Genomic DNA, 22,501 nt, shown 5'->3' with positions numbered 1-22,501 from the left:
GAATTCGACGGTGCCGGCGGAATCATAGTTCACGGCCTTCGCCAGCGCGACCGCCTGCTCGCCCATCTTGCGGCGGGTGGTCTCGTCGAGCAGCGGCGACGGCGCCTCCTCGATGACCTTCTGGTTGCGGCGCTGGATCGAGCATTCGCGCTCGCCGAGATNGATGACATTGCCNTGCTTGTCGCCCAGCACCTGGATCTCGATGTGGCGGGGATCGACGATGAATTTTTCGACGAAGACGCGGTCGTCGCCGAACGACGCCTTGGCTTCGGCTTTCGCCAGATTGAAGCCTTCGGCGACCTCGCTCTTCGAATGCGCGATGCGCATGCCCTTGCCGCCGCCGCCGGCGGAGGCCTTGATCATCACGGGGTAGCCGATCTCGTCAGCAATGCGCACCGCGTGCTTGTCGTCCTCGATGACGCCGAGATAGCCGGGCACGGTCGAGACCTTGGCCTTGGCGGCCGCCTTCTTGGACTCGATCTTGTCGCCCATCGCCGCGATCGCGCCGGGGTTCGGGCCGATGAAGACGATGCCGGCTGCCTCCAGCGCGCGCGGAAACGCCTCGCGCTCGGACAGGAAGCCGTAGCCGGGATGCACGGCCTGCGCGCCCGTCTTGCGGCATGCCTCGACGATCTTCTCGATTACCAGATAGCTCTCGGCCGCGGCCGGCGGCCCGATCAGGACGGCCTCGTCGGCCATCTCCACATGCAGCGCGTCGCGGTCGGCCTCGGAATAGACCGCAACCGTCTCAATTCCCATCCGGCGGGCAGTCTTGATGACCCGGCAGGCGATTTCGCCGCGATTGGCGATCAGAATGCGTTTGAACATGCTTTTCTTGGTTCTTCGACCCTGGGCGGGACCTCTCCCTCACCCCTTCGGGCTGATGGGACAGGCCGTGATGTGTCCGTGGTACAGCAAAATAGGCCAGAGGCAACGGTCTAAATCCGCACCCCGCCCTGGCGTACCAGCGATCCCTGCCGGCCTTATCGCTTTCCCAAAGCAGGCCTTATCGATCCCTATCTGCTATCGGCCTTGGCGGCGCCCCGCACCAGCTCGTGGACAAAACCCAGCTTCCCGACCACCGCCGGTGACAGGATGAAGGGATAGAGGTCGCGGGCACCCATCGCCCGGTTGACGCTGTTGATGGCAAAGGTGAAGGGCAGCCATGCATTGACGAGCTTCTCCACATCCGCCGCCGTGTAGGGGTTGAAGCGGATGCGCGCCGTCAGCTCGCCGTCGCGATCGATCCTGGGGCGCACCTCCACGCCGAATTCGGCGGCCATCTCAAGTGTGTCGACGATGTGGAGGTAGTGCGCCCAGGTCTCGGCGAAGTCCTCCCAGGGATGCGTGGTCGCGTAGGCGGAGACATAGCTCTGCTGCCAGTCATCCGGCGGCCCCCCCGCATAATGGCGTTGGAGCGCCTGCCCATAGTCGATCTGTTCGTCGCCGAACTTCGCGCGGAATTCGTCGAGCTTGCCGCCGTCCCGCACCAGCACGTCCCAAAAATAGTGCCCGACCTCGTGGCGGAAATGCCCGAGCAGCGTGCGGTATGGCTCGCCCATCTCGAGCCTGCGCCGCTCGCGTTCGATGTCGTTGGCTTCCGTCAGCGCGATCGTGATCAGGCCATTGTCATGGCCGGTCATGATCCGCTGGCCGCTGAAGGGATCATCGGCAAGGAAGTTGAAGATCAGCCCGTGCGTGGGATCCTCTGCCCGCGTCGTCAGCGGCAGCTTCCAGCGCGAGAGCGAATAGAACAACCGGTGCTTGGCCACCTCGAGTTCGCGCCAGCCGGCAAGCTGCGCCGGGTCGGACAGGTCGGGCACCGTGCCGTTGTGCCGGCAGGCGCGGCAGTAGAGATCGCTGCTGCCGGGCTCGGTCAGCCAGTTGCAGGCGTCGAACTCGGCATTGGCGCACAGCATGCGGCCCGTGCCCTTGTCGGCCAGCGTCACCCAGGCCGTCCCGTCGGGCTCGATCGCGGAGAGCATCTCCTTTTCAGGCAGGAAGGCAACCCGGTGACCGCAGCGTTCGCAGGCGCGGTTCTCGAAATAGAGGACGTTGCCGCAGGCCTGGCAGACAAATAACTTCAAGGTTTACATCCCCCGACAGGAGTCTCTTGAGCCCATCTTGAACCTATCTTGAGGCTATTGGGCCCGGCGACGACGCTTCGCGACGTTAATCGTTCCTGCGGGCGGAACAAATTCCTCAAACTGGACATTGGTTCGCCGTCCACACTTCCCGGACATCATTCTCCCCTTCAGGTCGTTGCAATGGGTAGCCATCGCGCCCGGTCTGTGTGACAATTGCTCCGGCACGTGCATCACAGCGGCCGACCCCTTGAACGATCCTTTGCCCGAGACCATCGCCGCCGAAAGGCTGCGCCAGCATCTGGACGAGATCGCCCGCGAGCGCGACAACGCCTATCGCGCGTTGCAGGAGCGCGAGGCCGAGCTTGCGCGCATCCAGCGCATCGCCGGCGTCGGCGGCCTAGAGATCGATTTCCGTGACGGCGTCAGGAATCGCCGCACCCCCGAATATCTGCTGATCCACGGCCTGCCGCCGGAGGCCGCCAACGAGACCTATGGCGACTGGATGCTGCGTATCCATCCAGAGGATCGCGAGCGCACGATCAAACACCTGTTCGGCACCCTCAAAAGCGAGAGCGAAGATTACTCCGACACCTACCGCATCACCCGCCCCAGCGACGGCGAGGTGCGCTGGATCCGCGTGGTCGGCAAGATCGAGCGCGATGCGGGCGGCCGCGCGGTGCGGCTGGTCGGCGCTGACCTCGACGTTACCGACCAGATGCTGGCGCAGGCGACCTTGCGGGAAAGCGAGGAACGCTTTCGCCTGATCGCCGACAGCGCGCCGGTGCCGATCTGGGTCACCAAGCTGGACCGCAAGCGCTCCTTCGCCAACCAGGCCTATGTCGATTTCCTCGGCCTGCCCTTCGAGGAGGCGATCGATTTCGACTGGCGCAAGGTGCTGCACCCGGATGACCTGCCCCAAGTGCTCCAGCAATCCGTGCAGGGCGAAGCCTCGCTGAAACCCTTCGTGCTGGAAGCACGCTACAGGCGCGCCGACGGCCAGTGGCGCTGGCTGCGCTCGGAGTCGCAGCCGCGCTGGGACCCCAATGGCAAGCACATCGGCTTCATCGGCGTCGCCCACGACATCACCGCCGCCAAGCAGGCCGAGATCGAGCTCAGGCAGCTCAACGAAACGCTGGAAGAGCGCATTACCGAGCGTACCTCACAGCTCGAAGCCAACGAGGCCCGGCTGCTTGCGATCTTGGAAACCAGCAACCAGTACCAGGGTCTGCTCAACCTCGAAGGCAACGTGCTCTACGCCAACACGACGGCGCTCGCCGGCATCCGCGCCGCGCCGCGAGACGTCATCGGAAAGCCGTTCTGGGACACGCCATGGTTCGCCGCGACCGAAGGCATGTCGACGATGGTCCGCAACGCCTTCGATACGGTCCTGACTGGCGAAGCGGTGCGGATGGAGATGCTGCTCCGCCTCCCGATCGGCGAGCGCTGGTTCGATTTCAGCATCCGCCCCCTGCTCGACCAGCACGGCAGGATCTCCGGCGCCGTGCCCGAGGCCGTCGACATCAGCGAGCGCCGCCGCGGCGAGGAGGCGCTGCGCCAGTCGCAGAAGATGGAGGCGATCGGCCAGCTCACCGGCGGCGTCGCGCACGATTTCAACAACCTCCTCACCATTATCCGCTCGGCCACCGACTTCCTGCGCCGGCGCGAGCTGCCGGAGGAACGGCGGCGACGCTACGTCGATGCGATCTCCGAGACCGTCGAGCGCGCCTCGAACCTGACGGCACAGCTGCTCGCCTTCGCGCGGCGGCAGCCCTTGAAGCCGCAGATCTTCAACGTCGGCACGCAGGTCGAAAGCGTGGCGCAACTGGTGCGGACGCTGGTCGGCGCCCGCATCGAGATCGTGGTCGACGTGCAGGATGCCGACTGCTTCACCATCGCCGACATCGCGCAATTCGAGACCGCGCTGATCAACCTCGCCATCAACGCACGCGATGCGATGAAGGACGAGGGACGGCTGACCATCGCGGTCCGCAAGTTCAAGGGCATCCCTGCCTTGCGCACACAATCGGCGCGCAGCGGCGATTTCGTCGCCATCTCGGTCCACGACACCGGCTCGGGCATCGCGCCGGAACATCTCGAGGCGATCTTCGAACCGTTCTTCACGACCAAGGAGGTCGGCAAGGGCACCGGGCTCGGCCTCAGCCAGGCCTTCGGCTTCGCAAAGCAGTCCGAGGGCGACATCGCGGTCGAGAGCAGCGTCGGACACGGCGCGACCTTCACGATCTATCTGCCGCAGGCGCCGAGCCCCACCCTGGCTACCGAAGCAGCGTCGCTGATGAGCGAACCCGCCGCCACGGGACGCGGCTATCGCGTGCTGGTGGTCGAGGACAATGACGACGTCGGCCGCTTCTCCACAGAACTGCTCGAAGACCTCGGCTATGTCGTGCGCCGTGTCGCCAACGCCAACGCGGCCCTGGCGATCCTCGGCGAGAACGAATTCGCTGTCGATCTCGTGTTCTCCGATGTCATCATGCCCGGCATGAATGGCGTTGAGCTCGCCGGCGTCATCCGCGATCGCTATCCGGGCCTGCCGGTCGTGCTCACCTCCGGCTACAGCAACGTGCTCGCCGAAAGCGCCCATCGCGGCTTCGAGCTGATCCAGAAACCGTATTCGGTCGAGTCGCTGTCGCGCATCCTGCGCAAGGCGATGGCGGAAAAGGTCTCGGTCGCAAGGTGATTGTCAAATTTGCGCGAAGCCGTCACGGTCATTGCGAGCGAAGCGAAGCAATCCAGAATTTTTACGCGGAGACGGTCTGGATTGCTTCGTCGCTTCGCTCCTCGCAATGACGGCGCTGTTGTGCTTTTACGCTCCATCAGGTCTTGCATGACATGAAACCCACCCTCCTCTCGGCCTGGCAGACCTGGGCGTTGCTCTCCGCCTGCTTTGCCGCGCTGACTGCGATCTTCGCCAAGGTTGGGGTGGAGAACATCAATCCGGATCTTGCGACCTTCATCCGCACCATCGTGGTGCTGCTGGCTTTCTCCGTGCTGTTGTTCCTCACCGGCCAATTCGCGGTGCCGTCGGAAATCTCGTCAAAGACCTGGCTATTCCTGATCCTGTCGGGCCTCGCCACCGGCGCATCCTGGCTGTGTTATTTCCGCGCGCTGAAGCTCGGGCCCGCAACGCTGGTGGCGCCGATCGACAAGCTCAGCGTCGTGCTGGTGGCGCTGTTCGCCTTCGCCTTTCTCGGCGAGCGTCCGACTGCACAGGGCTGGCTCGGCATCGCGATGATCGGCGCCGGCGCGGTGCTGCTCGCGGTGAAGCTGTAACGGAGTGCTCGCGCTGATGTGAGCGGAACCAATCCGGTCTGACATCGGTTTCTCGCAGGGCGAGTTCTGCGCCTCGATCGAGATTCACAATGTCGAAGCGCAGTCTGAGCGAAGGGGTGCAAGCCGGGCGCGCGCTGGACGCGGCGAATTTCTTCCTCGCCGATGTCCGCGACGGGCTTGGGCCATATCTTGCCGTTTATCCCCTCACCGAGCAGCGATGGGACGAGTCGCGTCCGCAGGGGAAGACAGCGCCGCCGGCTTCAGCTATCGCTGCACGATAACCATCGAACGAGGGCCACATTGCCGATCGCGCCGCATGCCGCCTATTGGGCCTGGAGCATCATCGTGCTTGCGACCGCAGGCGTCATCATCCGCCCCTTTCGCCTGCCCGAGGCAATCTGGGCGCTGGCGGGCGCTGCGGCGCTGGTGCTGTTCGGCGTCCTGAGCTGGGATGACGCGCTGACCGGCGTCGAAAAGGGCATCGACGTCTATCTGTTCCTGATCGGTATGATGCTGATCGCCGAGCTCGCCCGGCTCGAAGGCCTGTTCGACTATCTCGCAGCGCTCGCCGTCGAATATGCCCGCGGCTCGCCGCAGCGCCTGTTTCTGCTGATCTATCTCGTCGGCACGCTGGTCACCGTCTTCCTGTCGAACGATGCGACCGCGATCGTGCTGACGCCGGCGGTCTACGCGGCGACACGGGCAGCCGGCGCCCAGCCGCTGCCTTATCTCTTCGTCTGCGCCTTCATTGCCAACGCCGCGAGCTTCGTGCTGCCGATCTCGAACCCCGCCAACCTCGTGGTGTTCGGCACGCACATGCCGCATCTGGCCGAATGGCTCCGCCTGTTCGCCCTGCCCTCGTTCGCCTCGATCGTACTCACCTACGTCGTACTTCGCCTCACCCAGCATCGCGCGCTGAAGGAGGAGGACATCGAGCACAAGGTCGCGCACAAGAGGCTCAGCCGTGGTGGCAAGCTGACCGCGATCGGTATTGCCGCGATCGGCCTCGTGCTGGTTACGGCCTCCGCGCTCGACAAGCAATTGGGCCTGCCCACCTTCATCTGCGGCGCGGTAACGACCGGCCTCGTCCTGCTGCTCAGCCGTCAGTCGCCCCTGCCGGTGCTCAAGCACGTGTCATGGAGCGTGCTGCCGCTCGTCGGCGGGCTCTTCGTGATGGTGGAGGCGCTGATCAAGACCGGCGTGATCGGCCATCTCAGCACGCTCCTGCATGAGGCTGTCGGACAATCCGTACCCAAGGCCGCCTGGAGCGTCGGGATTGCGACTGCGGTTGCCACCAACATCGCCAACAATTTGCCGGTGGGGCTCGTCGCCGGATCGATCGTCGCCAGCGATCACCTGCCCACATCCGTCGTCAGTGCCATCCTGATCGGCGTCGACCTGGGGCCGAATTTCTCGATCACCGGCTCACTCGCCACCATCCTATGGCTGGTGGCGCTGCGCCGCGAGAAGATCGAGGTCGGCGCCTGGCCCTTCCTCAAGCTCGGCCTGCTCGTGACGCCGCCGGCCCTGATCGCGGCACTCGCGGCCGCGATCAGATGAGCGTGGTCAGTCGTTCTCGCAGCCCCGAGGCATGACGAGATGAGGCGCGGCACGCGCCTCAACAAAAACATCGAAAACAACCCCATGCAAAGTAGCCGACGCCTGCCCGCGCCACGCCTTACGAATTTTCCGAATCCATTTGACACGTCGGGCAAATCGGAGGCATGATGCCATCATCGACCCAAGACGCCTGAACGAGGAACCATACCAAGCCGTTTGACGTTTCTACACCAGAGTGGAGGTCCCTCAATGAGTAGTGAGCGGGATAGCCACCATACCGCCATTGGATTTTTCATGGTTGCGGTGATTATCGCAATCCTCGCGGCATTCGTCACGACGCTTGAGCGGGTCGACACAAGGAGGGCTAACAACGAGACCCCGCCCGGCACGACCGGCCTCGCTAAACCACGCCCGCCGTTGGACCGCGCGCCAGGCCAGGCCGTCATCGGTAACTGAACGGCCACATATCCCGCGCGATTGAAACTGTTATCAGGCTACATTTCTGGTAGAGTTGTTGCGTCAGTCAGCATTCAATGAACGTTGTCGGGCGTTCATGAACCTTTGTCCGCTGCGGCGAGTTCTTATCGACGAGGCAGGTTCACGTATGGGGACCGATCAATGAAGCGCCTCCGGTTCAAACCAAAGTCCTCGCTGAAGGTACGGCTTGCCATAGAAGCCCGGCAGTTGAGCGACGAAGCCGAGACCTACCCACCCGGGCACAAACGAGACAGTCTGCTTAGGAAGTCCCGACAGACCAAAGTTGCATCCGACATAGTCGCGTGGCTGATATCACCGGGTAGGTGATCCTGCCGCCCGCCGCGGTGGCCGCAAAGACTGACTACATCGGCGGATGCACGGCAGAGGATGATCTCCGGATCAGGCCAGGCGAGCATGGACGGCGGCCTTCCGTTGGGCCGATTAAATCGATAGCGGGCCCGCTCGGCACCGCGCCCAATTCGGCCCGACGACCCTCCCATCATCGGTACAGGCTGCAGGGTCGTGGGCGATTAGCTCTCGATTTGCTTCACCGTCGAAATCGGCCATCGACCCTCATGCCCCGCGATCGAGATGCGGAGCCCATGCTCATCATCGAGGAAGACGCCATCGATTGTGCCAGCCTTGGCGTCAGTCAAGACGACGGCCTTGCCGACCAACTCCTTCTCGGCATCTTGCAATTCGCGCAGGACGTTCATGGCTCGTTTGTCGCCTGTGCTCGAGGCGCTCATGGTGCCAACTCCAAACGGGCCGCCGATCGGCGCGTCAAGCGCGGGCGATCTCAACAACCTCGCTGAGCTTGTTTTCGGCGTCGTAGATCTTGACCTGAAGCCGAGGGAATCGGTTCTTCAGCTGTGTGCCAGCTTCCAGGGCGCTCGGTTTCGCCGCGAAGGTCGCCTTGACATGACCGTCGACGATTAAGGCATATCCGGTCCTCAGGGGCTCAATCGATGCCTTGGTGGTGCGGGCGGACGCTGCTGGCGCTGCCAGCCGGCGCTTCTCGCGCATGGGAACAACTCCGCTTGTCGGGGACTGCTAATCAACTGCCCGCGGTCTCCAAGGTTCCCGTCACTCGATGCGCGCCAACGCACAGACGGCGCGCACCCGCAGTCCTGGAACGCAAAACGTCCGCCCGAAGGCTGCCGGCAAGGCAAAGCGCCACCCAGTGTCGCAAAGCGAACCGAGCGGAAATCGAGACTCGATTAGGCTGCGGGCGTTTGGCCATACTAGGAACGGCTATTGCCATATGAGACCTACGCACTCGTAGTTGACGCCATGGGGATCATCGTCCTCGCGGTGTTGATCGTCGGACAGCGATCACGTCGGCGCGCCCGAGGCCCATGGCGGTCCGGATAAAACCAAAAAGGGCCGCCATGGGCTATGCGGTTGCGTCGTCCGTCAGTCATTCTCGTAGCCGTAGACCTCCGGCAGGATGAAGATCGCAGCGAGCAAACCGATCAGCGGGAAGATCGCGACGAACAGCGTGGCGTTCGCCTGCCCGATCGCCGAGAACAGCGCCGGGAACAGGAAGATCGCCAGGAAGGACGGCAGCTTCACGAACATGTAGGCGAAGCCGCTCGCGGTGCCGCGATACTTCGGCTTGGCGACCATGGTCGGGATGGTCATGCAGTTCGAGGCGTCCCAATAATGGCCCCACAGCATGCCGGCGGCCGCAAACGGTAGCAGGATCTTGTTGTCGGTGTAGAGCGCGAAGGCCGCGACCAGCAGCGACACCAGCACGATCGAAAAACCCGCGATCGCAATGCCGCGATGGCCGAGCTTCGGCGTCAGCAACGGCCCGACCCAGCCCGAGAGTCCGGCAAAGCAGAACAGCGCCATCGTCACCAGATTGTTGCCGAGGATGGACGACACGCCGACCATCACGAACAGCACCGGCAGGTAGAACGCGAATGTCGAGAACTCGCTTCCTTGCGCGAAGCAGGCGATCCAGCCATAGATCGTGGCGCGCCAGCGGATCGGGTCCTTCCTGAGGTCCGCAAGGAACGCGCTGGTGCGCACCTTCGGCACCACCACGTCCTGGTCCGGCAGCATAGCGAGATCGTCGTTGAACATCTCGCGCGCGACCTGCTTGGCCTCGCGGAAACGTCCCTTCTGCACCAGCCAGACCGCCGTCTCCGGCACGTCGTGCCGCATGATCAGGATGATCAGCGCGGGCACGGCACCGAGGCCGAGCGTTATGCGCCACAGCATCTCGTGCTGCATGTCGATCAGGAGGAATATCACGATGACACCGATGGTGAGGACTTCACCGACCGCGAACATGAACTGCCAGCGGTTGCCCATGATCTCGCGCTCGCCCTTGGCCATGGATTCCATGATGTAGGTGTAGCCGGTCGAGATGTCGGAGCCGAGTGGCACGCCGAGCAGGAAGCGGATGACGATCAGCCAACCGACGCTGGGCACGAAGGCCTGCGCCAGCGCCAACACGATGAACAAAACCATCGTGACCAGGAACATCACGCGGCGGCCGACCTTGTCGGACAGCCAGCCGCCGAGCAGCGCGCCGATCAGGGCGCCGCCTTGCGTGCCGGCCGCGGCGAGACCGAGCATCAGGGGATCGGGATTGTACTGCTCGCGAATGAAGATCAGCACGAAGGCGATCGAATAGAGGTCCCAGGCCTCGACCAGGATCGAGGCCATCATCAGCCACCCGACCTTATTGCCCTTGGGACTGTAGTTGGTGATGAGGTAGCGGACCGCGGCTTCGCTCGCGGCCTCCTGTGGCATGTGTTGCGCGGCCATCGTTGACATGTTCTGTTTCTCCCTGAGATTTGTTACGTGCCGAGCAGCGGCTCGATGCTGCAATCGAGCAGCCGCGGATCGATCCCCGCCTCCATCCCGACGAAGATCGCATTCATGAAGTCGATCAGCGCGTCGCTGGCTTCGACCGCCGCTTCAACGCGGCGATTGGCGATGGCCTTCAAGATGTCGAGATGGCGATCGATGGTGCCGGACAAGTCGGTCTGCCCCGGCATGTGGCGGTGATGGATGAAGCCGATGCGGCGATAGAGCGTGTGCAGCGGCCGCATCGTATGCGCGAGGAACGGCTCGCCGCCGGCCTCGAGGATCAGCGCGTCGATGCGGCGGTCGAGGCTGTTGAACTCGTCGAGTGTCAGCTTCGCCCGGCGCTCGCGCAGCACGCGCTCGATATGCAGGGCCTGGTTGCGATGCGACAGGCTGGCGCGATCGGCTGCGAGCCGGATCACGAAGCGTTCCATGTCGCGGCGAAGGCCCAGCAGCATGCGCTCGCGGGCGAGATCAATCGGTGCGACCTGCAAGCCGTGGCGCGGGCGGATGATGATCAGCGTGTCGGCGGCAAGGGTGTTGACGGCGTGGTGCACCGGCGTGCGGCCAAAGCCAGTGATGTGCTGCAACTCGAGCATCGTCAGGAACTGACCCGGCCTCAGCTCGCAATTGACGAGCAGATCCTCGATCTTCTGATAGGCCAGCTCGACGAAATTGACGCGGTTGCGCCGGCCGATCGCGCCTTCACTTGCCGCATTGACCAGCTCAAGCGCGCGTTTGCGCCGCACCATGTTGTCCTCCCTTCGACCCCGCCTCGCCCCCGAGCCGGACCGCGTCTTGTTGGTGACATGCATAAAACATGTTGTGATATATTACAAGCGGGCGTATGACTGCGACCCGGGCCGCGAGGCATTGGCGGCCCAAATACAGTCAAAGCAAGAACAACAACACGGGCGCTCGCTGCGCTCTCGACGGGAGGAAATTGCAGTGAAGATCACGTCGATCGAGACGTTGCGCACCGAGGAATTCGCCAATGTGATCTGGGTGCGCGTCCACACCGATGCCGGCGTCATCGGCTTGGGTGAGACCTTCTATGGCGCAGGCGCCGTCGAAGCGCAGATCCACGACACCTTTGCCGGCCGCCTGCTCGGCCGCAATCCCCTGCACATCGAGGCGATCCACCGCGACATGCTCAATCTGCCGATGGCGCAGTCCTCGACCGGCGTCGAGTATCGCGCCGCCTCCGCGATCGACATCGCGCTGTGGGACCTCTTCGGCAAGGTCTGCGGCCAGCCCGTGCACCAGATGCTCGGCGGCCTCTGCCGCGACAAGCAGCGCATCTACAACACCTGCGCCGGCACCAAATATGTGCGCTCGACCAACATCCGCCCGGTCTCGAACTGGAATCTCGGCGAGGTGCAGAGCCCCTATGAGGACCTCGACGCCTTCATGAACCGCGCCGACGCGCTGGCCGAAAGCCTTCTGGAGAGCGGCATCTCGGCCATGAAGATCTGGCCGTTCGACCCGGCGGCACAGGAGAACAACGGCCTTTTCATCACCGCAGCCCAGATGAAGCAGGCGATCGAGCCGTTCGAAAAAATCCGCAAAGCCGTCGGCGACAAGATGGAGATCATGGTCGAGCTCCATTCGCTCTGGAATCTGCCGACCGCAAAACAGATCGCGCGGGCACTCGAGCCGTACAAGCCGACCTGGTACGAAGACCCGATCCGCATGAACTCGCCGCAGGCGCTTGCCGAATATGCGCGCTCGACCGACGTCTGGGTCTGCGCCAGCGAGACGCTCGGCTCACGCTTCCCCTACAAGGACATGCTCGACCGCGACGCCATGCATGTGGTGATGGCGGATTTGTGCTGGACCGGCGGCCTCACCGAGGGCCGCAAGATCGCCGCGATGGCGGAGACCTATCATCGCCCCTTTGCACCGCATGATTGCATCGGGCCGGTCGGCTTCATCGCCGCGATCCACATGTCGTTCAGCCAGCCGAACACGCTGATCCAGGAATCAGTGCGCGCCTTCTACAAAGGCTGGTACAATGAACTCGTCACCACGATGCCCGTGATCAGGGACGGCTACGTCTTCCCGATGGAAGGTCCCGGTCTTGGCGTCGATCTGCTGCCTGCGGTATTCGACCGGTCCGATCTCACCGTGCGCCGCTCCAACGTTTGAGGATTCTTGGATGAGCTCCACCCTGTTCGATCTCTCCGGCCGGACCGCGCTCGTCACCGGCTCCTCCCGCGGGCTCGGCCGCGCGATTGCGGAAGGCCTGGCCAAGGCCGGCGCCAAGCTGATCATCAACGGCGTCGATCCCAAGCGGGTCGAACAGGCGGTCGGCGAGTTTCGCGCCGCCGGGCACAAGGCCGAAGGCGCCGCCTTCAACGTCACGGACGAACCTGCGATCGTCGCCAGCTTCGAGCGCTTCGACCGCGAGGGGCTCGCGGTCGACATCCTCGTCAACAATGCCGGCATCCAGCACCGCAAGCCGCTGGTCGAGTTCACCACTGACGAATGGCGCAAGGTGATCGAGACCGATCTGACCAGTGCCTTCGTGATCGGCCGCGAGGCCGCCAAGCGGATGATCCCGCGCAAGCGCGGCAAGATCATCAACATCGGATCGCTCGGCAGCGAGCTGGCGCGGCCGACGATTGCGCCCTACACCGCAGCCAAGGGCGGCATCAAGAATCTCACCCGCTCCATGGCGGTGGAATGGGCCCAGCATGGCATCCAGGCCAACGCGATCGGCCCGGGCTACATGCTGACCGACATGAACGAGGCGCTGGTCAACAATGCCGATTTCAACACTTGGCTGATGGGGCGTATCCCGTCAAAACGCTGGGGCAAGCCGGATGAGCTGGTGGGCGCCGCGATCTTCCTCGCCTCCGACGCCTCTACTTACGTCAACGGACAAATCATCTATGTCGATGGCGGCATGATCGCCGCGATGTGATCGCGCCCCGCCACAGAACGAGCTGAAGGAGTGAACCCATGCGTGCCGTCGTCATCCACGCGCCGAAGGATCTGCGGATCGACAGCTTTGCCGATCCCGCGCCCGGCCCCGGTGAAGTCCGTGTGAAGATCGCCAATGGCGGCATCTGCGGCTCCGACCTGCACTATTATCACCATGGCGGCTTCGGCACCGTGCGCATTCAGCAGCCGATGGCGCTTGGGCACGAGATCGCCGGCGTCGTTGCCGCAGTTGGTGAAGGCGTCTCGCGCGTGAAGCCGGGCACGCGTGTCGCGGTCAATCCCAGCAAGCCGTGCGGCCAGTGCCTGCACTGCCAGGAAGGCATGCGCAACCAGTGCCTCGACATGCGCTTCCTCGGCAGCGCCATGCGCTTTCCCCATGTGCAGGGCGGTTTTCGCGAGTTCATGACCGTCGATGCGACGCAGGCCGTGCCGATTGCCGACAAACTGTCATTGGCGGAAGCCGCAGTCGCCGAGCCTCTCGCGGTGTGCCTGCATGCCGGCAAGCAGGCCGGCCCCCTCCTCGGCAAGCGCGTGCTGATCACCGGCTGCGGTCCGATCGGCGCGTTGATGATCCTGGTGTCGCGCTTCGGCGGCGCCGCCGAGATCGTGGTGACGGATGTTGCCGATGCGCCGCTTCCGATCGCAAAGCAACTCGGCGCCACGCATGCCATCAACGTCGCGTCGCACGCCGCGGCGCTTGATCCCTGGCGCGCCGGCAAGGGCGTGTTCGACACCCTCTTTGAAGCCTCGGGCAATCAGGCTGCGCTGCGCACCGCGCTAGACGTGCTGCGGCCAGGCGCGACCATCGTGCAGCTCGGTCTCGGCGGCGAGATGACGCTGCCGATCAATTCCATCGTCGCCAAGGAGCTGCAGCTCCGCGGCACCTTCCGCTTCGATCCGGAGTTCGAGCTGGCGGTGCGACTGATGGGCGAAGGCCTGATCGACGTGAAGCCGCTGATCACGGCCACCATGCCGTTCGAGAACGCGGTCGCCGCCTTCGAGCTCGCCAGCGACCGGTCACAGTCGATGAAGGTGCAGCTCACGTTCTGAAACACCGCGCCTACTGGCCCTCGATCAGCTTGTCGCCGACCAGCCGCACCGCGCCGCGATCCCAGGAATAGTCGGCGCCCATGCGTAGGCCGCTGTCGCCGCGCGCGAGGACCTGGCCGGTCTTGGTGTCGCGGACCTGGAATCCGATCGTATATTCGGTGCGGCTGACCCGCCGTACCACGCCGATCAGTGACTGGTCCGCCCCGAGCTTCCCGGCGATGTCCGCCTCGCAGCCGCCGCAGTCGCGCAGCGCATGGCGCGTTACCGCCTCCCCGCTCGCGCCGCTGACGTCGACCAGGCGGTAGCGGCCGGATTGCGCGAGGCGGTCGCGCACGCCGTTGGTGACCTCGGCCAGGTGCGCGGTATCGGACTCGCTCAGGCCCGCCATTGGGGCAGCCGTGGTGTCCTCGAGCTCGAAAGCGAACACCGCAAGCGCGATCGGCGCAGGCCGCGCAAGTGCTTCAATCACCTCGCGGGAGACGAAGGCCTCGGCGCGGTTCCAGGCTTCGTCGTTGTCGCCGCGGAAAGTGTAGAGCTTCTCGAACAGGACCTTGTTGGCGCCGACGTCGATCACCGCCACCCTCGCCCACTGCACCAGCGTGCTCGTCTTCTGGACGCCGCCGACGACCTTGAATTTTGCATCGGCTTGTCCAGCGGGGGTGAGCTGATAGCGCTTGTCCGCCTCGACATCCCGCCGCAGCGCGACCATGAACGCGTTGAGCCGCTTCTCGTGGGCGGCGGTCTGGTCGACCGGCTCGCCCGACGTATCGAGATAGCCGAAATCCTCGATTGTCACGCCGACCGGCGCTGCCGCGGCCGCCTCGGTGCCCGCACCTGCTGATCGGACATCCAGGAGCACAGCGACAAGAGCAGAGAGGATCAACCGGGAGAGGTGCATGAGCGGGCCTCGTGCGACGCAGCGGACACGCAATGCTAGGCCGGCGCCTCAGACCATGCAGCAGTGCCCGTCCCGGCCAATGCCGGGAAAATTTCACGACGTTGCATTGCGGTAACGCGTAGCGCTTTCCGCCGCTGGCGTTCTGCCGTTTAATGCGGACGCGACAATACCGTCCGCGCCAGGTGCCCGCCGATGTGGAACCGCCCGAGGTTCGATCTCAAGGTCCGTCTGACGTTGCGCGTGGCCGCCGTATCGGCCGCCTGCTTCGCCGCGATCTCCGCCTATTTCCTCGTCACGGCCGACCGCGCGGTGCATGCGCGCATCGACGGAATCGCCGCCATCGTGGCGAAGACGCTGGAGCTGCAACAGGGCAAGACCCAGTGGGTGAACAGCCCGCGCTCTGACTTTCCGAACCTTGACCCCGTCTCGGCCTTCGTGATGACGCCCGGCCTGTGCCTTGGATTCCGTGGAGCAAATGGCGAGATGCTCCAGCGGTTCTGTAGCGGCGCGCCGAATCCGGCGAGCGTGCCACCGCAAGCGTTCGCGGCTTTCTATCGCGGCCTGTTCGATCCCGGCCGCGAAGCGGTCCGGCCTGTGATCGCGCGCGGAACCAAGCTCGGCGACGGCGTGGTCTGGTTTGATCCGGCCGTGCAGACCGCGGAGGCCTGGCACGAGGCCGGCCGCCTGATGACCGTGCTTGCGATCACGCTGCCGCTGCTCTGCGCCCTGGTCTACGCAGCACTGGCGCGCGCACTGCGTCCGACCCAGGTCGTTCGCGCCGGCCTCGAACGCATTGCCGCCAATGACCTTACCGCACGGCTGCCGCCCTTCGACCTCGCGGAGCTGTCCGCCATCCGCGACGTCTTCAATCATCTCGCCGCGAGTCTTGACACAGCGCTGTCCGAGCGCAGCGAACTGACGCGCAGGCTGATCGCGCTCCAGGACGAGGAGCGCCGCCATCTCGCGCGCGAGCTCCACGACGAGTTCGGCCAGTCGCTCGCCGCAATCCGCGCGCTCGCCGCGTCCGCCCACCAGACCGCAGCACAGGACTGCCCCGCGTTGCTGGGAGAATGCGACAGCATTGCGCGAACCGCGACCGGCATGATGGAGACGCTGCGCGGCGCGTTGTTCCGCCTTCGGCCGCCCGATGTCGACGAGCTCGGCCTCGTCGCGAGCCTCGAAGGCCTGGTGGCGGGGTGGAACGGCCGCAGCCACGGCCAGACGCGCTTCGATATCCGCTTCGAGGGCGCCTTCGAGAACCTGCCCACTTCCATCAGCGCCAATCTCTACCGCATCGTGCAGGAGGCGCTCACCAACGCGGCCAAGCACGCCGGCGCTACGAAGGTCAGCCTGCATCTGGCGATGGTCGCAAACGAGATCGCGCTCGCGATCGACGACGACGGCCGGCCGAACGATGCCGCCGTCAAATCCGGCATGGGCCTGCTCGGCATGCGCGAGCGCGTCGCGGCGATGCGCGGCCGGCTCAGCTTCACGGCCGGACCGGACGGCGGCTCCGCCTTGCGCGTCGTGATTCCGGTCAGCCCTGCCGACGGGCAGCTCGACGCTTTGGAGGATGCGGCATGAGCGAGGCGGGCTGGGCCATCATGCTGGTCGACGACCACGCCGTCGTCCGCGAGGGCTATCGCTCCGTCCTGCAGAAGCAGCCGGGACTGCGCGTCGTCGCCGAGGCCTCGGACGGCGCGGAAGCCTACCGGCTGTTCAAGGAGTGCGCGCCTGACCTGATCATCATGGATCTGAGCATGCCCGGCATCGGCGGTCTTGAAGCGATCCGGCGGATCAGGCAGTGGGACAAGGGCGCAAAAATCCTCGTCTTCACCATGCATCAGAACGCCGGCTTCGCCGTGCAGGCGATCCGCGCCGGCGCAAGGGGCTATGTCACCAAGACCAGCCCGCCGGAGACGCTGGTGCGCGCGGTGATGGACGTGCTTGCGGGGCGGGTCGCCATCAGCCCCGACATCGACCACGAGCTCGCGCTGAGCCGGCTCGCCGGCGAGAGCTCGGCGACCGACGTCCTCACGGCGCGCGAATTCGAGGTGCTCAGGCTCCTGCTTGCCGAACGCTCCACCGAGGAGATCGCCGAGACCCTCCACGTCAGTCCCAAGACGGTCGCGAACCTGCACTCCCTGATCAAGGGCAAGCTCGGCGTCGAGTCGGATATCGAGCTCGTCAGGCTCGCGCTGCGCCAGGGCATATTGACCCAGGTCGATCTCGGCGACGCCTGAAGGGCAGCAGCTCAAACGAGGTAGCGCGTCAGATAGCCTTCCATCGCATAGAGCGCGCACAGCGCGAGGCTCGACCACACCGCCGCGCTGAAATAGAGCGCCATCCAGGCAAGCTCCCCCTTCCAATGCGCGACGTCATGCGTCACGACCCAGCGCGTGGCGACGTCATGAAGACCTTCGAGCAGGCCGAGCAGCCTGCCGCCCTCGGGATGCCCTGCCCGCCATCGGCTCAGATACATCGGCACGTCGACGGTGACGAGGAAGGCGAGATAGCAGGCGATCCCGACGATGCCGGCAATGAGGGCCCAGCGCACCGGCCCCTGGAATTCGGGCAGCAACCGGCACAGCGCTATCCCGACCAGGAAGAAGACCACCGCCCACAGCGAATTCTCTATGGCGTTGTAGAGGTAGTTGGTGGTCAGGACCGCATACCAGGAAAAGCATTCGGCGATGATGATCACGGGCACGATCACGAGTGCGATGTTCGCGGTGGTCTGCGCCCCCGCCATGCCGCCGAGCTGGGCGAGGACGATCGCCCATTGCGCGGCGAAGCAGAGCTCAGCGGCGGTTGCGACCGAGCGGCCGACGAACACGCTCGACAGCCAGGTGTCGAACAGGCAGATCCGCTGCACGTCGGCGCGCGGCAGGAACGAGCGGAACGCACAGCCGAACACGTAGCCGGCGCAGAGTAGCAGCATGAGTCCGATTCCCGACACGCTGGCGAACCCACCCGTCGGGACCTGGTAGAATTCGCGGTACAGCATGAACCATACGAGGATGTTGACGTTGCTGACCAGCGTCAGCGAACCCCACCACCAGGCCAGGGGATTTGACCTCGCCTGCAACATCAACCGCATCGACCGCTCCGCGTGTAACCGAACCGACACCCAACCGTAGCAATTCTGTCACAAATAACCAGTCGGTCGCGACAAAAATGCGTGTGCCTGATTCGATTCGGGCCGGGCGCGAGCCCGGCCCGCGCGATCGGTGGATTGCGAGTGCGATCAACCCTTTAGGGCCGCTACATGGGCGGCAAGCTTGTCCAGCGTCTGGTAGCCGAGCTCGACGGCGCCGAAGCCGATCACGGTCTCGCGCTGCGCGGCCGTCGGGTGCAGTTGCCGCAGCGTCAGCACGGTCTTGTCGCCGTGGGCGTCGAAGGTGACCGTCATGCGGAACATGCCGGGATCCTCATCCTTGTCCGAGCCGTGATCGACCTCGATCAGCCGCGGCTTGTCGATGCGCAGGAAGCGCATGCGGTTCGGATAGACCGTGCCGTCAGGCCCGATCATGTCGAAGCGCCAGACCCCGCCGACGCGAACGTCGATCTCCTTGGTCTCGATCCGGAAGCCGGACGGCCCGAACCATTGCGGCAGATGCTTCGGGTCGGACCACGCCTCGAAGACCAGCTCGCGCGGCGCGTCGATCACGCGCGACAGCACGATCTCGCGATCGAGCGACCATTGCGACAAAGCGGGGTTGGCAGAACTCGTCATCACTCGGCACCTTTCCGTTTGGTTGTTCGGGACGGCCGCTTGGCAACCGCCCTCTCCTTCTCTTTCTTCAGCTTCATCACGTAAGCCTCGAACCGGTCGAGGCGCGCCTCCCAGATCGCCCGCTGCTGCTGGAGCCAATCCTCCGCGCCCGCCATCGCCTCCGGACACAGCCGGCAGGTGCGCACGCGCCCGGATTTTTCGGACTCGACGAGGCCGCTCTCCTCGAGCACGCGGATGTGCTTCATGAAGCTCGGCAGCGCCATCGCGAAGGGATCGGCGAGCTCGCCGACCGACGCCTCGCCGGCGCACAGCCGCATCACGATCGCCCTGCGCGTCGGATCGGACAGCGCGCCGAAAACCTGGTCGAGTCGGGATTGTTGGTTAGCCATGTAGCTAACTATAGACGGGGCGCTGAGCGCCGTCAATGATTGTTAGCCGTCCAGCTTAGTTTCTTTCCTCCGCGGGCGGAACCGTCCCCGCGCAATCGTGAATTGGGACGCGCGACATTTGCCGATAAGTGTGAAACGGGGGCGATTCGAATTGATCATCAGACTGCGTGCACCCGCTTGTTCCCTCACCGCGCCCTGCCATCAGCCGGCGCTGCCTTGCCAAGGCCGCGCTGCTGCCGCTCGCACTTGGTTTCGCCCGTCCTGCTCACGCGGACTCCGACATGATCCCGATGTTGCGGGACATCGTGGCGACAGAGCTCGCGCCGACAGCAACGTCGGATTATCCCGGTGGCCTTGCCGCCGCGCTCTATGCGGGTCGTCACGTCGACTTCTTCAACTACGGCTTCGCCGACGACGCCACCAGGATTCCGGTCACGTCGGACACGCTGTTCAACCTCGCCTCCTTGCGAAAGACCTTTGAGGCAACGCTAGTTGCGCTCGGGACACGCCGCGGCGAATTGCGGCTCGACGAGCGCGTGGCGGCGTACCTGCCCGAACTCGACGGCGACTACATCCGCCGCGTCACGATCGGCGAGCTCGTCACGCATACGTCCGGCCTGCTGCTGCCGACGGATCATCCGCCCTGGCCGAACTAGTCGTTCGACCTCACGCAGTTCCTCGACATGCTCAACGCCTTCGCGCCGCCACAGGGCGTCGAGCCCGGCAGGCAGCGCATCTACACCCATGCGGGCTATGTGCTGCTCCAGCTCGTGCTCGAGCGCCGCTATCGCACGCAGATCCGCGAGCTGATCACGAGCCGCATCCTGAAGCCGCTCGGCATGAGCTCGACATTCGTCCCGGAGCGCGCGCCTGACCACCGCGCAATGCTGAGTGATGCGCAGATGGCGCGCGCCGTGCAGGGCTATTCCGATGAGGGCACGCCGATCGGGCCGCCCGGCAATCAACAGAGCTATTTCGACTTTCGGGGCACCGGCCAGATGTTTTCGTCGGCGCGCGACCTGTCGATCTTCGTCGCGGCCTGCGCGGACGGCAGGTCGATCGAGCCCGAGCTGCGCGAGGCGATCCGGATGACGCAGCACGAGAGTTTTCGCGTCGACGAGAAGTTCGGCCAGGCCATGGCCTGGGAGACCGTGCATCTCGACGGCGTGACGGTGCTCGACAAGCCGGGCGGCCTCAACAACGCCTCGGGCTATATCGGCCTCGTGCCCGCGCGCCGGCTCGGCATCGTCCTGCTCGCCAATCGCGGCGAATATCCGCACGAGATCGCGCGCTACAGGATCCTGCCGGCGCTGGCGCGGTTGGTCGCGCAGCGATGACGCGACGCCGATCAAAATGAAAGCCCCGGCCGAGCCGGGGCTTTCGCGATCAGGCGCGGCAGCAGGATCAGATCAGCCGCCAAACTTGTAGTTCACACCGACGCGGACGATGTTCGATTTGAGATCGACCGAATGCGTGTACACACTGGAGGGGTACGAGCCAAAGGTTACACTTGTGAGATTCGTGCTGGTCGTCGCGGCGCGGCCGAGATCGACGTAAAGATATTCCGCTTTCAACGACCAGCCATTGCCGACCGCATACTCGCCGCCGACGCCGGCGGTCCAGCCGACACGGGTGTCGCGGATCGTCCCAGATTCGGCCGCACCACCGAAGTACGTATCGGTGAAAGTGAAATTGCCCTTCACGTCGGCGATCGCGGCGCCGCCAGTGGCATAGATCAGCCAACTCGGTGTAGCGAGGAAGCCGATGCGGCCGCGGATGGTGGCCAGCCAATCAGCCGAGACCGAGGAGTTGACTGTGAAGCTGCTAAAGGTGCAGCAGGGATACACCGCCGAGCCAGCCGCACTGCCCTTGAAACCAAAATAGTTGATGTCGCCTTCGAGGCCGAACACGGCGTTGCTGACCTGCCAGTTGTAGCCGGCGGTGAAACCGCCGGTCACGCTCGAGCTGTTGATGTGCTGGGCACCAACGGCCGCGATGGCAGTAACGCTGCTGGGGGCGAAGTAGCCGATCGGCGAGTAAATCGTCGAGGTGGTCGGATCCGCACTACCCCATTGGCCGCCCACATTGCCGCCAACGTAGAAGCCCGTCCAGTTGTAGGCGGGCGCCATCACGGGCGCCTTGGTGTAGCTCGGCCCGAGATCCGCCGCGAACGCGGACGCGGTGCCAAACAGAGCCAGCGAAACCGCCAGGGCAATTCTCTTCATTCCAATCTCCAACCCCTTCACGCGAGCGGCCTCGCGTCCCAAAGCATGCCGCCGACGTGTCCGGCGCAACATCGGGAATAATCTCCGCGCGCGTTGCCGTCTTGTTCTGCAGCGAACTTCGATTGGACTACAGCGAAGTCTGCGGACCATTGCGCAATGGTTGTTGCCGATTGAGCACACTCCAGTGCCGCCCACACCAATCGCACCAAGCCGGTAACGACAATCCGTCGCGCTCAGCCAGACATCGCTTTCGGGTTCGAATTGGCTTGAGGCGCACTCAGCCTCACACCGACCGAGTCAGCCCGCCGTCGACGCGGATGTTCTGCCCGGTGATGTATGCGGCGCCATCGGAGGCCAGGAACGAGATCGTCGCGGCGATCTCCTCGACCTTGCCGTAGCGCTGCATCGGCACGCTGTCGCGGCGTGCGTCCGTCGCCGGCAGGCTGTCGATCCAGCCCGGCAGCACGTTGTTCATGCGGATGTTGTCGGGGGCATAGGTATCGGTGAAGATCTTCGTGAAGGCGGCAAGGCCGGCGCGGAATACCGCCGAGGTCGGAAACATCGCGCTCGGCTCGAACGCCCAGGCGGTCGAGATGTTGATGATCGCACCTTGCTTTTGCGCCTGCATGATCGGCGTGACCAGCCGCGTCGGGCGGATGACGTTCAAGAGGTAAGTGTCCATGCCGGTGTGCCACTGTTCGTCCGTGATCTCGACGATCGGCGCGCGCGGCCCGTGGCCGGCGCTGTTGACGAGCACGTCGATGCGACCCCACTTCGCCATGGCGCCATCGACCAGGCGCTTGAGATCGTCGTTGGACCTGTTCGAGCCGGTGATGCCGAGCCCGCCGAGTTCGTTGGCAAGCGCCTCGCCCTTGCCGGAGGAGGACAGGATCGCGACTCGAAACCCGTCGGCAGCAAGCCGCCGTGCGGCGCCCGCCCCCATGCCACTGCCGCCTGCGGTGACGAGTGCGACTTTCTCTGCTGCCATGTTGATCCCCGGCTGTTGTCACGATTTGGCGGCA

At 64.6% G+C, this 22,501-nt stretch carries 22 protein-coding genes and 1 pseudogene; 11 read left to right on the top strand and 12 right to left on the bottom strand.

The genetic code is table 11. From position 1 onward, the window contains the following. Positions 1–828, bottom strand: an 828-nt coding sequence (locus YUU_RS0139555; RefSeq protein ID WP_027527238.1) for a biotin carboxylase N-terminal domain-containing protein, incomplete at its 3' end; no start/stop codon positions are given. A 188-nt stretch (positions 829–1,016) separates the two neighbouring features. Next, a complete protein-coding gene (locus YUU_RS0139550; RefSeq protein ID WP_027527237.1) occupies positions 1,017–2,087 on the bottom strand; it encodes a putative zinc-binding metallopeptidase in 1,071 nt (356 codons plus the stop codon). A 229-nt stretch (positions 2,088–2,316) separates the two neighbouring features. On the opposite strand from YUU_RS0139550, the gene YUU_RS0139545 reads away from it, so the two are divergent. The 5 genes from YUU_RS0139545 (at position 2,317) to YUU_RS59415 (ending at position 7,391) form a co-directional block, all read left to right on the top strand. Beyond that, entirely contained in the window at positions 2,317–4,782 is a 2,466-nt protein-coding gene (locus YUU_RS0139545) for a PAS domain S-box protein (protein WP_027527236.1), read from the top strand. 152 nt (positions 4,783–4,934) lie between these two features. Continuing rightward, complete coding sequence (locus YUU_RS0139540) at positions 4,935–5,375, top strand: EamA family transporter (protein ID WP_027527235.1); 441 nt, start codon at positions 4,935–4,937, stop codon at positions 5,373–5,375. Between the two features lie 89 nt (positions 5,376–5,464). Further along, positions 5,465–5,656, top strand: a complete 192-nt coding sequence (locus YUU_RS61735) for a hypothetical protein (RefSeq protein WP_027527234.1) — start codon at positions 5,465–5,467, stop codon at positions 5,654–5,656. Between the two features lie 25 nt (positions 5,657–5,681). Beyond that, complete coding sequence (locus YUU_RS0139530) at positions 5,682–6,935, top strand: arsenic transporter (protein ID WP_035664639.1); 1,254 nt, start codon at positions 5,682–5,684, stop codon at positions 6,933–6,935. A 249-nt stretch (positions 6,936–7,184) separates the two neighbouring features. Next, positions 7,185–7,391 carry a hypothetical protein gene (locus YUU_RS59415; protein ID WP_156944778.1) on the top strand — a complete coding sequence of 69 codons (207 nt, stop codon included), beginning with the start codon at positions 7,185–7,187 and terminating at the stop codon, positions 7,389–7,391. 551 nt (positions 7,392–7,942) lie between these two features. On the opposite strand, the gene YUU_RS0139520 is transcribed toward YUU_RS59415, so the two are convergent. The 4 genes from YUU_RS0139520 to YUU_RS0139505 all read right to left on the bottom strand — a co-directional run bounded on the left by YUU_RS0139520 (position 7,943) and on the right by YUU_RS0139505 (position 10,987). Beyond that, positions 7,943–8,161 (bottom strand): hypothetical protein, encoded by a 219-nt coding sequence (locus YUU_RS0139520; protein WP_027527232.1) that lies wholly within the window; start codon positions 8,159–8,161, stop codon positions 7,943–7,945. A gap of 34 nt (positions 8,162–8,195) precedes the next feature. After that, entirely contained in the window at positions 8,196–8,438 is a 243-nt protein-coding gene (locus YUU_RS0139515; protein WP_245288246.1) for a hypothetical protein, read from the bottom strand. 390 nt (positions 8,439–8,828) lie between these two features. Then, on the bottom strand, positions 8,829–10,202 hold the full coding sequence (locus YUU_RS0139510) for an MFS transporter (protein ID WP_027527230.1): 1,374 nt from the start codon (positions 10,200–10,202) through the stop codon (positions 8,829–8,831). A 23-nt stretch (positions 10,203–10,225) separates the two neighbouring features. Next, on the bottom strand, positions 10,226–10,987 hold the full coding sequence (locus YUU_RS0139505; protein ID WP_027527229.1) for a GntR family transcriptional regulator: 762 nt from the start codon (positions 10,985–10,987) through the stop codon (positions 10,226–10,228). Between the two features lie 196 nt (positions 10,988–11,183). On the opposite strand from YUU_RS0139505, the gene YUU_RS0139500 reads away from it, so the two are divergent. Genes YUU_RS0139500 through YUU_RS0139490 form a run of 3 tightly spaced genes read left to right on the top strand, consistent with a single transcriptional unit; the run spans position 11,184 to position 14,231 of the window. Then, complete coding sequence (locus YUU_RS0139500) at positions 11,184–12,383, top strand: mandelate racemase/muconate lactonizing enzyme family protein (protein ID WP_027527228.1); 1,200 nt, start codon at positions 11,184–11,186, stop codon at positions 12,381–12,383. A gap of 10 nt (positions 12,384–12,393) precedes the next feature. Beyond that, on the top strand, positions 12,394–13,161 hold the full coding sequence (locus tag YUU_RS0139495) for an SDR family oxidoreductase (protein WP_027527227.1): 768 nt from the start codon (positions 12,394–12,396) through the stop codon (positions 13,159–13,161). Positions 13,162–13,199: 38 nt separating this feature from the next. Further along, on the top strand, positions 13,200–14,231 hold the full coding sequence (locus YUU_RS0139490) for an L-idonate 5-dehydrogenase (protein WP_027527226.1): 1,032 nt from the start codon (positions 13,200–13,202) through the stop codon (positions 14,229–14,231). Between the two features lie 10 nt (positions 14,232–14,241). Here YUU_RS0139490 and YUU_RS0139485 read toward each other — a convergent pair whose 3' ends face one another. Next, positions 14,242–15,129: a DUF3280 domain-containing protein gene (locus tag YUU_RS0139485; protein WP_027527225.1), complete on the bottom strand. Its 888-nt coding sequence runs from the start codon at positions 15,127–15,129 to the stop codon at positions 14,242–14,244. 192 nt (positions 15,130–15,321) lie between these two features. Here YUU_RS0139485 and YUU_RS0139480 point away from each other — a divergent pair, with 192 nt between their 5' ends. Together YUU_RS0139480 and YUU_RS0139475 are read left to right on the top strand one after the other, a co-directional pair. Then, a complete protein-coding gene (locus YUU_RS0139480; RefSeq protein WP_027527224.1) occupies positions 15,322–16,713 on the top strand; it encodes a sensor histidine kinase in 1,392 nt (463 codons plus the stop codon). Further along, positions 16,710–17,372 (top strand): response regulator transcription factor, encoded by a 663-nt coding sequence (locus YUU_RS0139475; RefSeq protein WP_027527223.1) that lies wholly within the window; start codon positions 16,710–16,712, stop codon positions 17,370–17,372. Before YUU_RS0139480 ends, YUU_RS0139475 begins: the two co-directional genes overlap by 4 nt. A gap of 11 nt (positions 17,373–17,383) precedes the next feature. Here the strand turns inward: YUU_RS0139475 and YUU_RS0139470 are convergent, their stop codons facing one another. From YUU_RS0139470 to YUU_RS0139460, 3 genes are all read right to left on the bottom strand, one after another. After that, positions 17,384–18,229, bottom strand: coding sequence for a hypothetical protein (locus YUU_RS0139470; protein ID WP_027527222.1), 846 nt, complete (start codon positions 18,227–18,229; stop codon positions 17,384–17,386). A 147-nt stretch (positions 18,230–18,376) separates the two neighbouring features. Further along, positions 18,377–18,865, bottom strand: coding sequence for an SRPBCC family protein (locus YUU_RS0139465; protein ID WP_027527221.1), 489 nt, complete (start codon positions 18,863–18,865; stop codon positions 18,377–18,379). Continuing rightward, complete coding sequence (locus YUU_RS0139460) at positions 18,865–19,254, bottom strand: helix-turn-helix transcriptional regulator (RefSeq protein ID WP_027527220.1); 390 nt, start codon at positions 19,252–19,254, stop codon at positions 18,865–18,867. Before YUU_RS0139460 ends, YUU_RS0139465 begins: the two co-directional genes overlap by 1 nt. A gap of 281 nt (positions 19,255–19,535) precedes the next feature. Between YUU_RS0139460 and YUU_RS53335 the strand changes: the two are divergent. Continuing rightward, a pseudogene (locus tag YUU_RS53335) lies at positions 19,536–20,591 on the top strand (serine hydrolase). Positions 20,592–20,663: 72 nt separating this feature from the next. On the opposite strand, the gene YUU_RS0139450 reads toward YUU_RS53335, so the two are convergent. Together YUU_RS0139450 and YUU_RS0139445 are read right to left on the bottom strand one after the other, a co-directional pair. Next, positions 20,664–21,479, bottom strand: a complete 816-nt coding sequence (locus YUU_RS0139450) for an outer membrane protein (protein WP_027527219.1) — start codon at positions 21,477–21,479, stop codon at positions 20,664–20,666. Positions 21,480–21,762: 283 nt separating this feature from the next. Continuing rightward, a complete protein-coding gene (locus tag YUU_RS0139445; protein ID WP_027527218.1) occupies positions 21,763–22,467 on the bottom strand; it encodes an SDR family oxidoreductase in 705 nt (234 codons plus the stop codon). Between the last annotated feature and the right edge of the window lie 34 nt (positions 22,468–22,501).

Source organism: Bradyrhizobium sp. Ec3.3 (assembly GCF_000472925.1).
Classification (GTDB): domain Bacteria; phylum Pseudomonadota; class Alphaproteobacteria; order Rhizobiales; family Xanthobacteraceae; genus Bradyrhizobium.
Note: the sequence above shows the minus strand (reverse complement) of the source record. Positions and strands in the feature narration are given on the sequence as shown.

Excerpts from the sequence above, each read along its gene's own strand:
- YUU_RS61735 (WP_027527234.1), top strand. The coding sequence starts at position 5,465 with ATGTCGAAGCGCAGTCTGAGCGAAGGGGTGCAAGCCGGGCGCGCGCTG.
- YUU_RS0139485 (WP_027527225.1), bottom strand. The coding sequence starts at position 15,129 with ATGCACCTCTCCCGGTTGATCCTCTCTGCTCTTGTCGCTGTGCTCCTG.
- YUU_RS0139490 (WP_027527226.1), top strand. The coding sequence starts at position 13,200 with ATGCGTGCCGTCGTCATCCACGCGCCGAAGGATCTGCGGATCGACAGC.
- YUU_RS0139465 (WP_027527221.1), bottom strand. The coding sequence starts at position 18,865 with ATGACGAGTTCTGCCAACCCCGCTTTGTCGCAATGGTCGCTCGATCGC.
- YUU_RS0139480 (WP_027527224.1), top strand. The coding sequence starts at position 15,322 with ATGTGGAACCGCCCGAGGTTCGATCTCAAGGTCCGTCTGACGTTGCGC.
- YUU_RS0139510 (WP_027527230.1), bottom strand. The coding sequence starts at position 10,202 with ATGTCAACGATGGCCGCGCAACACATGCCACAGGAGGCCGCGAGCGAA.
- YUU_RS0139445 (WP_027527218.1), bottom strand. The coding sequence starts at position 22,467 with ATGGCAGCAGAGAAAGTCGCACTCGTCACCGCAGGCGGCAGTGGCATG.
- YUU_RS0139460 (WP_027527220.1), bottom strand. The coding sequence starts at position 19,254 with ATGGCTAACCAACAATCCCGACTCGACCAGGTTTTCGGCGCGCTGTCC.
- YUU_RS0139475 (WP_027527223.1), top strand. The coding sequence starts at position 16,710 with ATGAGCGAGGCGGGCTGGGCCATCATGCTGGTCGACGACCACGCCGTC.
- YUU_RS59415 (WP_156944778.1), top strand. The coding sequence starts at position 7,185 with ATGAGTAGTGAGCGGGATAGCCACCATACCGCCATTGGATTTTTCATG.
- YUU_RS0139470 (WP_027527222.1), bottom strand. The coding sequence starts at position 18,229 with ATGCGGTTGATGTTGCAGGCGAGGTCAAATCCCCTGGCCTGGTGGTGG.
- YUU_RS0139515 (WP_245288246.1), bottom strand. The coding sequence starts at position 8,438 with ATGCGCGAGAAGCGCCGGCTGGCAGCGCCAGCAGCGTCCGCCCGCACC.
- YUU_RS0139505 (WP_027527229.1), bottom strand. The coding sequence starts at position 10,987 with ATGGTGCGGCGCAAACGCGCGCTTGAGCTGGTCAATGCGGCAAGTGAA.
- YUU_RS0139495 (WP_027527227.1), top strand. The coding sequence starts at position 12,394 with ATGAGCTCCACCCTGTTCGATCTCTCCGGCCGGACCGCGCTCGTCACC.
- YUU_RS0139520 (WP_027527232.1), bottom strand. The coding sequence starts at position 8,161 with ATGAGCGCCTCGAGCACAGGCGACAAACGAGCCATGAACGTCCTGCGC.
- YUU_RS0139450 (WP_027527219.1), bottom strand. The coding sequence starts at position 21,479 with ATGAAGAGAATTGCCCTGGCGGTTTCGCTGGCTCTGTTTGGCACCGCG.
- YUU_RS0139540 (WP_027527235.1), top strand. The coding sequence starts at position 4,935 with ATGAAACCCACCCTCCTCTCGGCCTGGCAGACCTGGGCGTTGCTCTCC.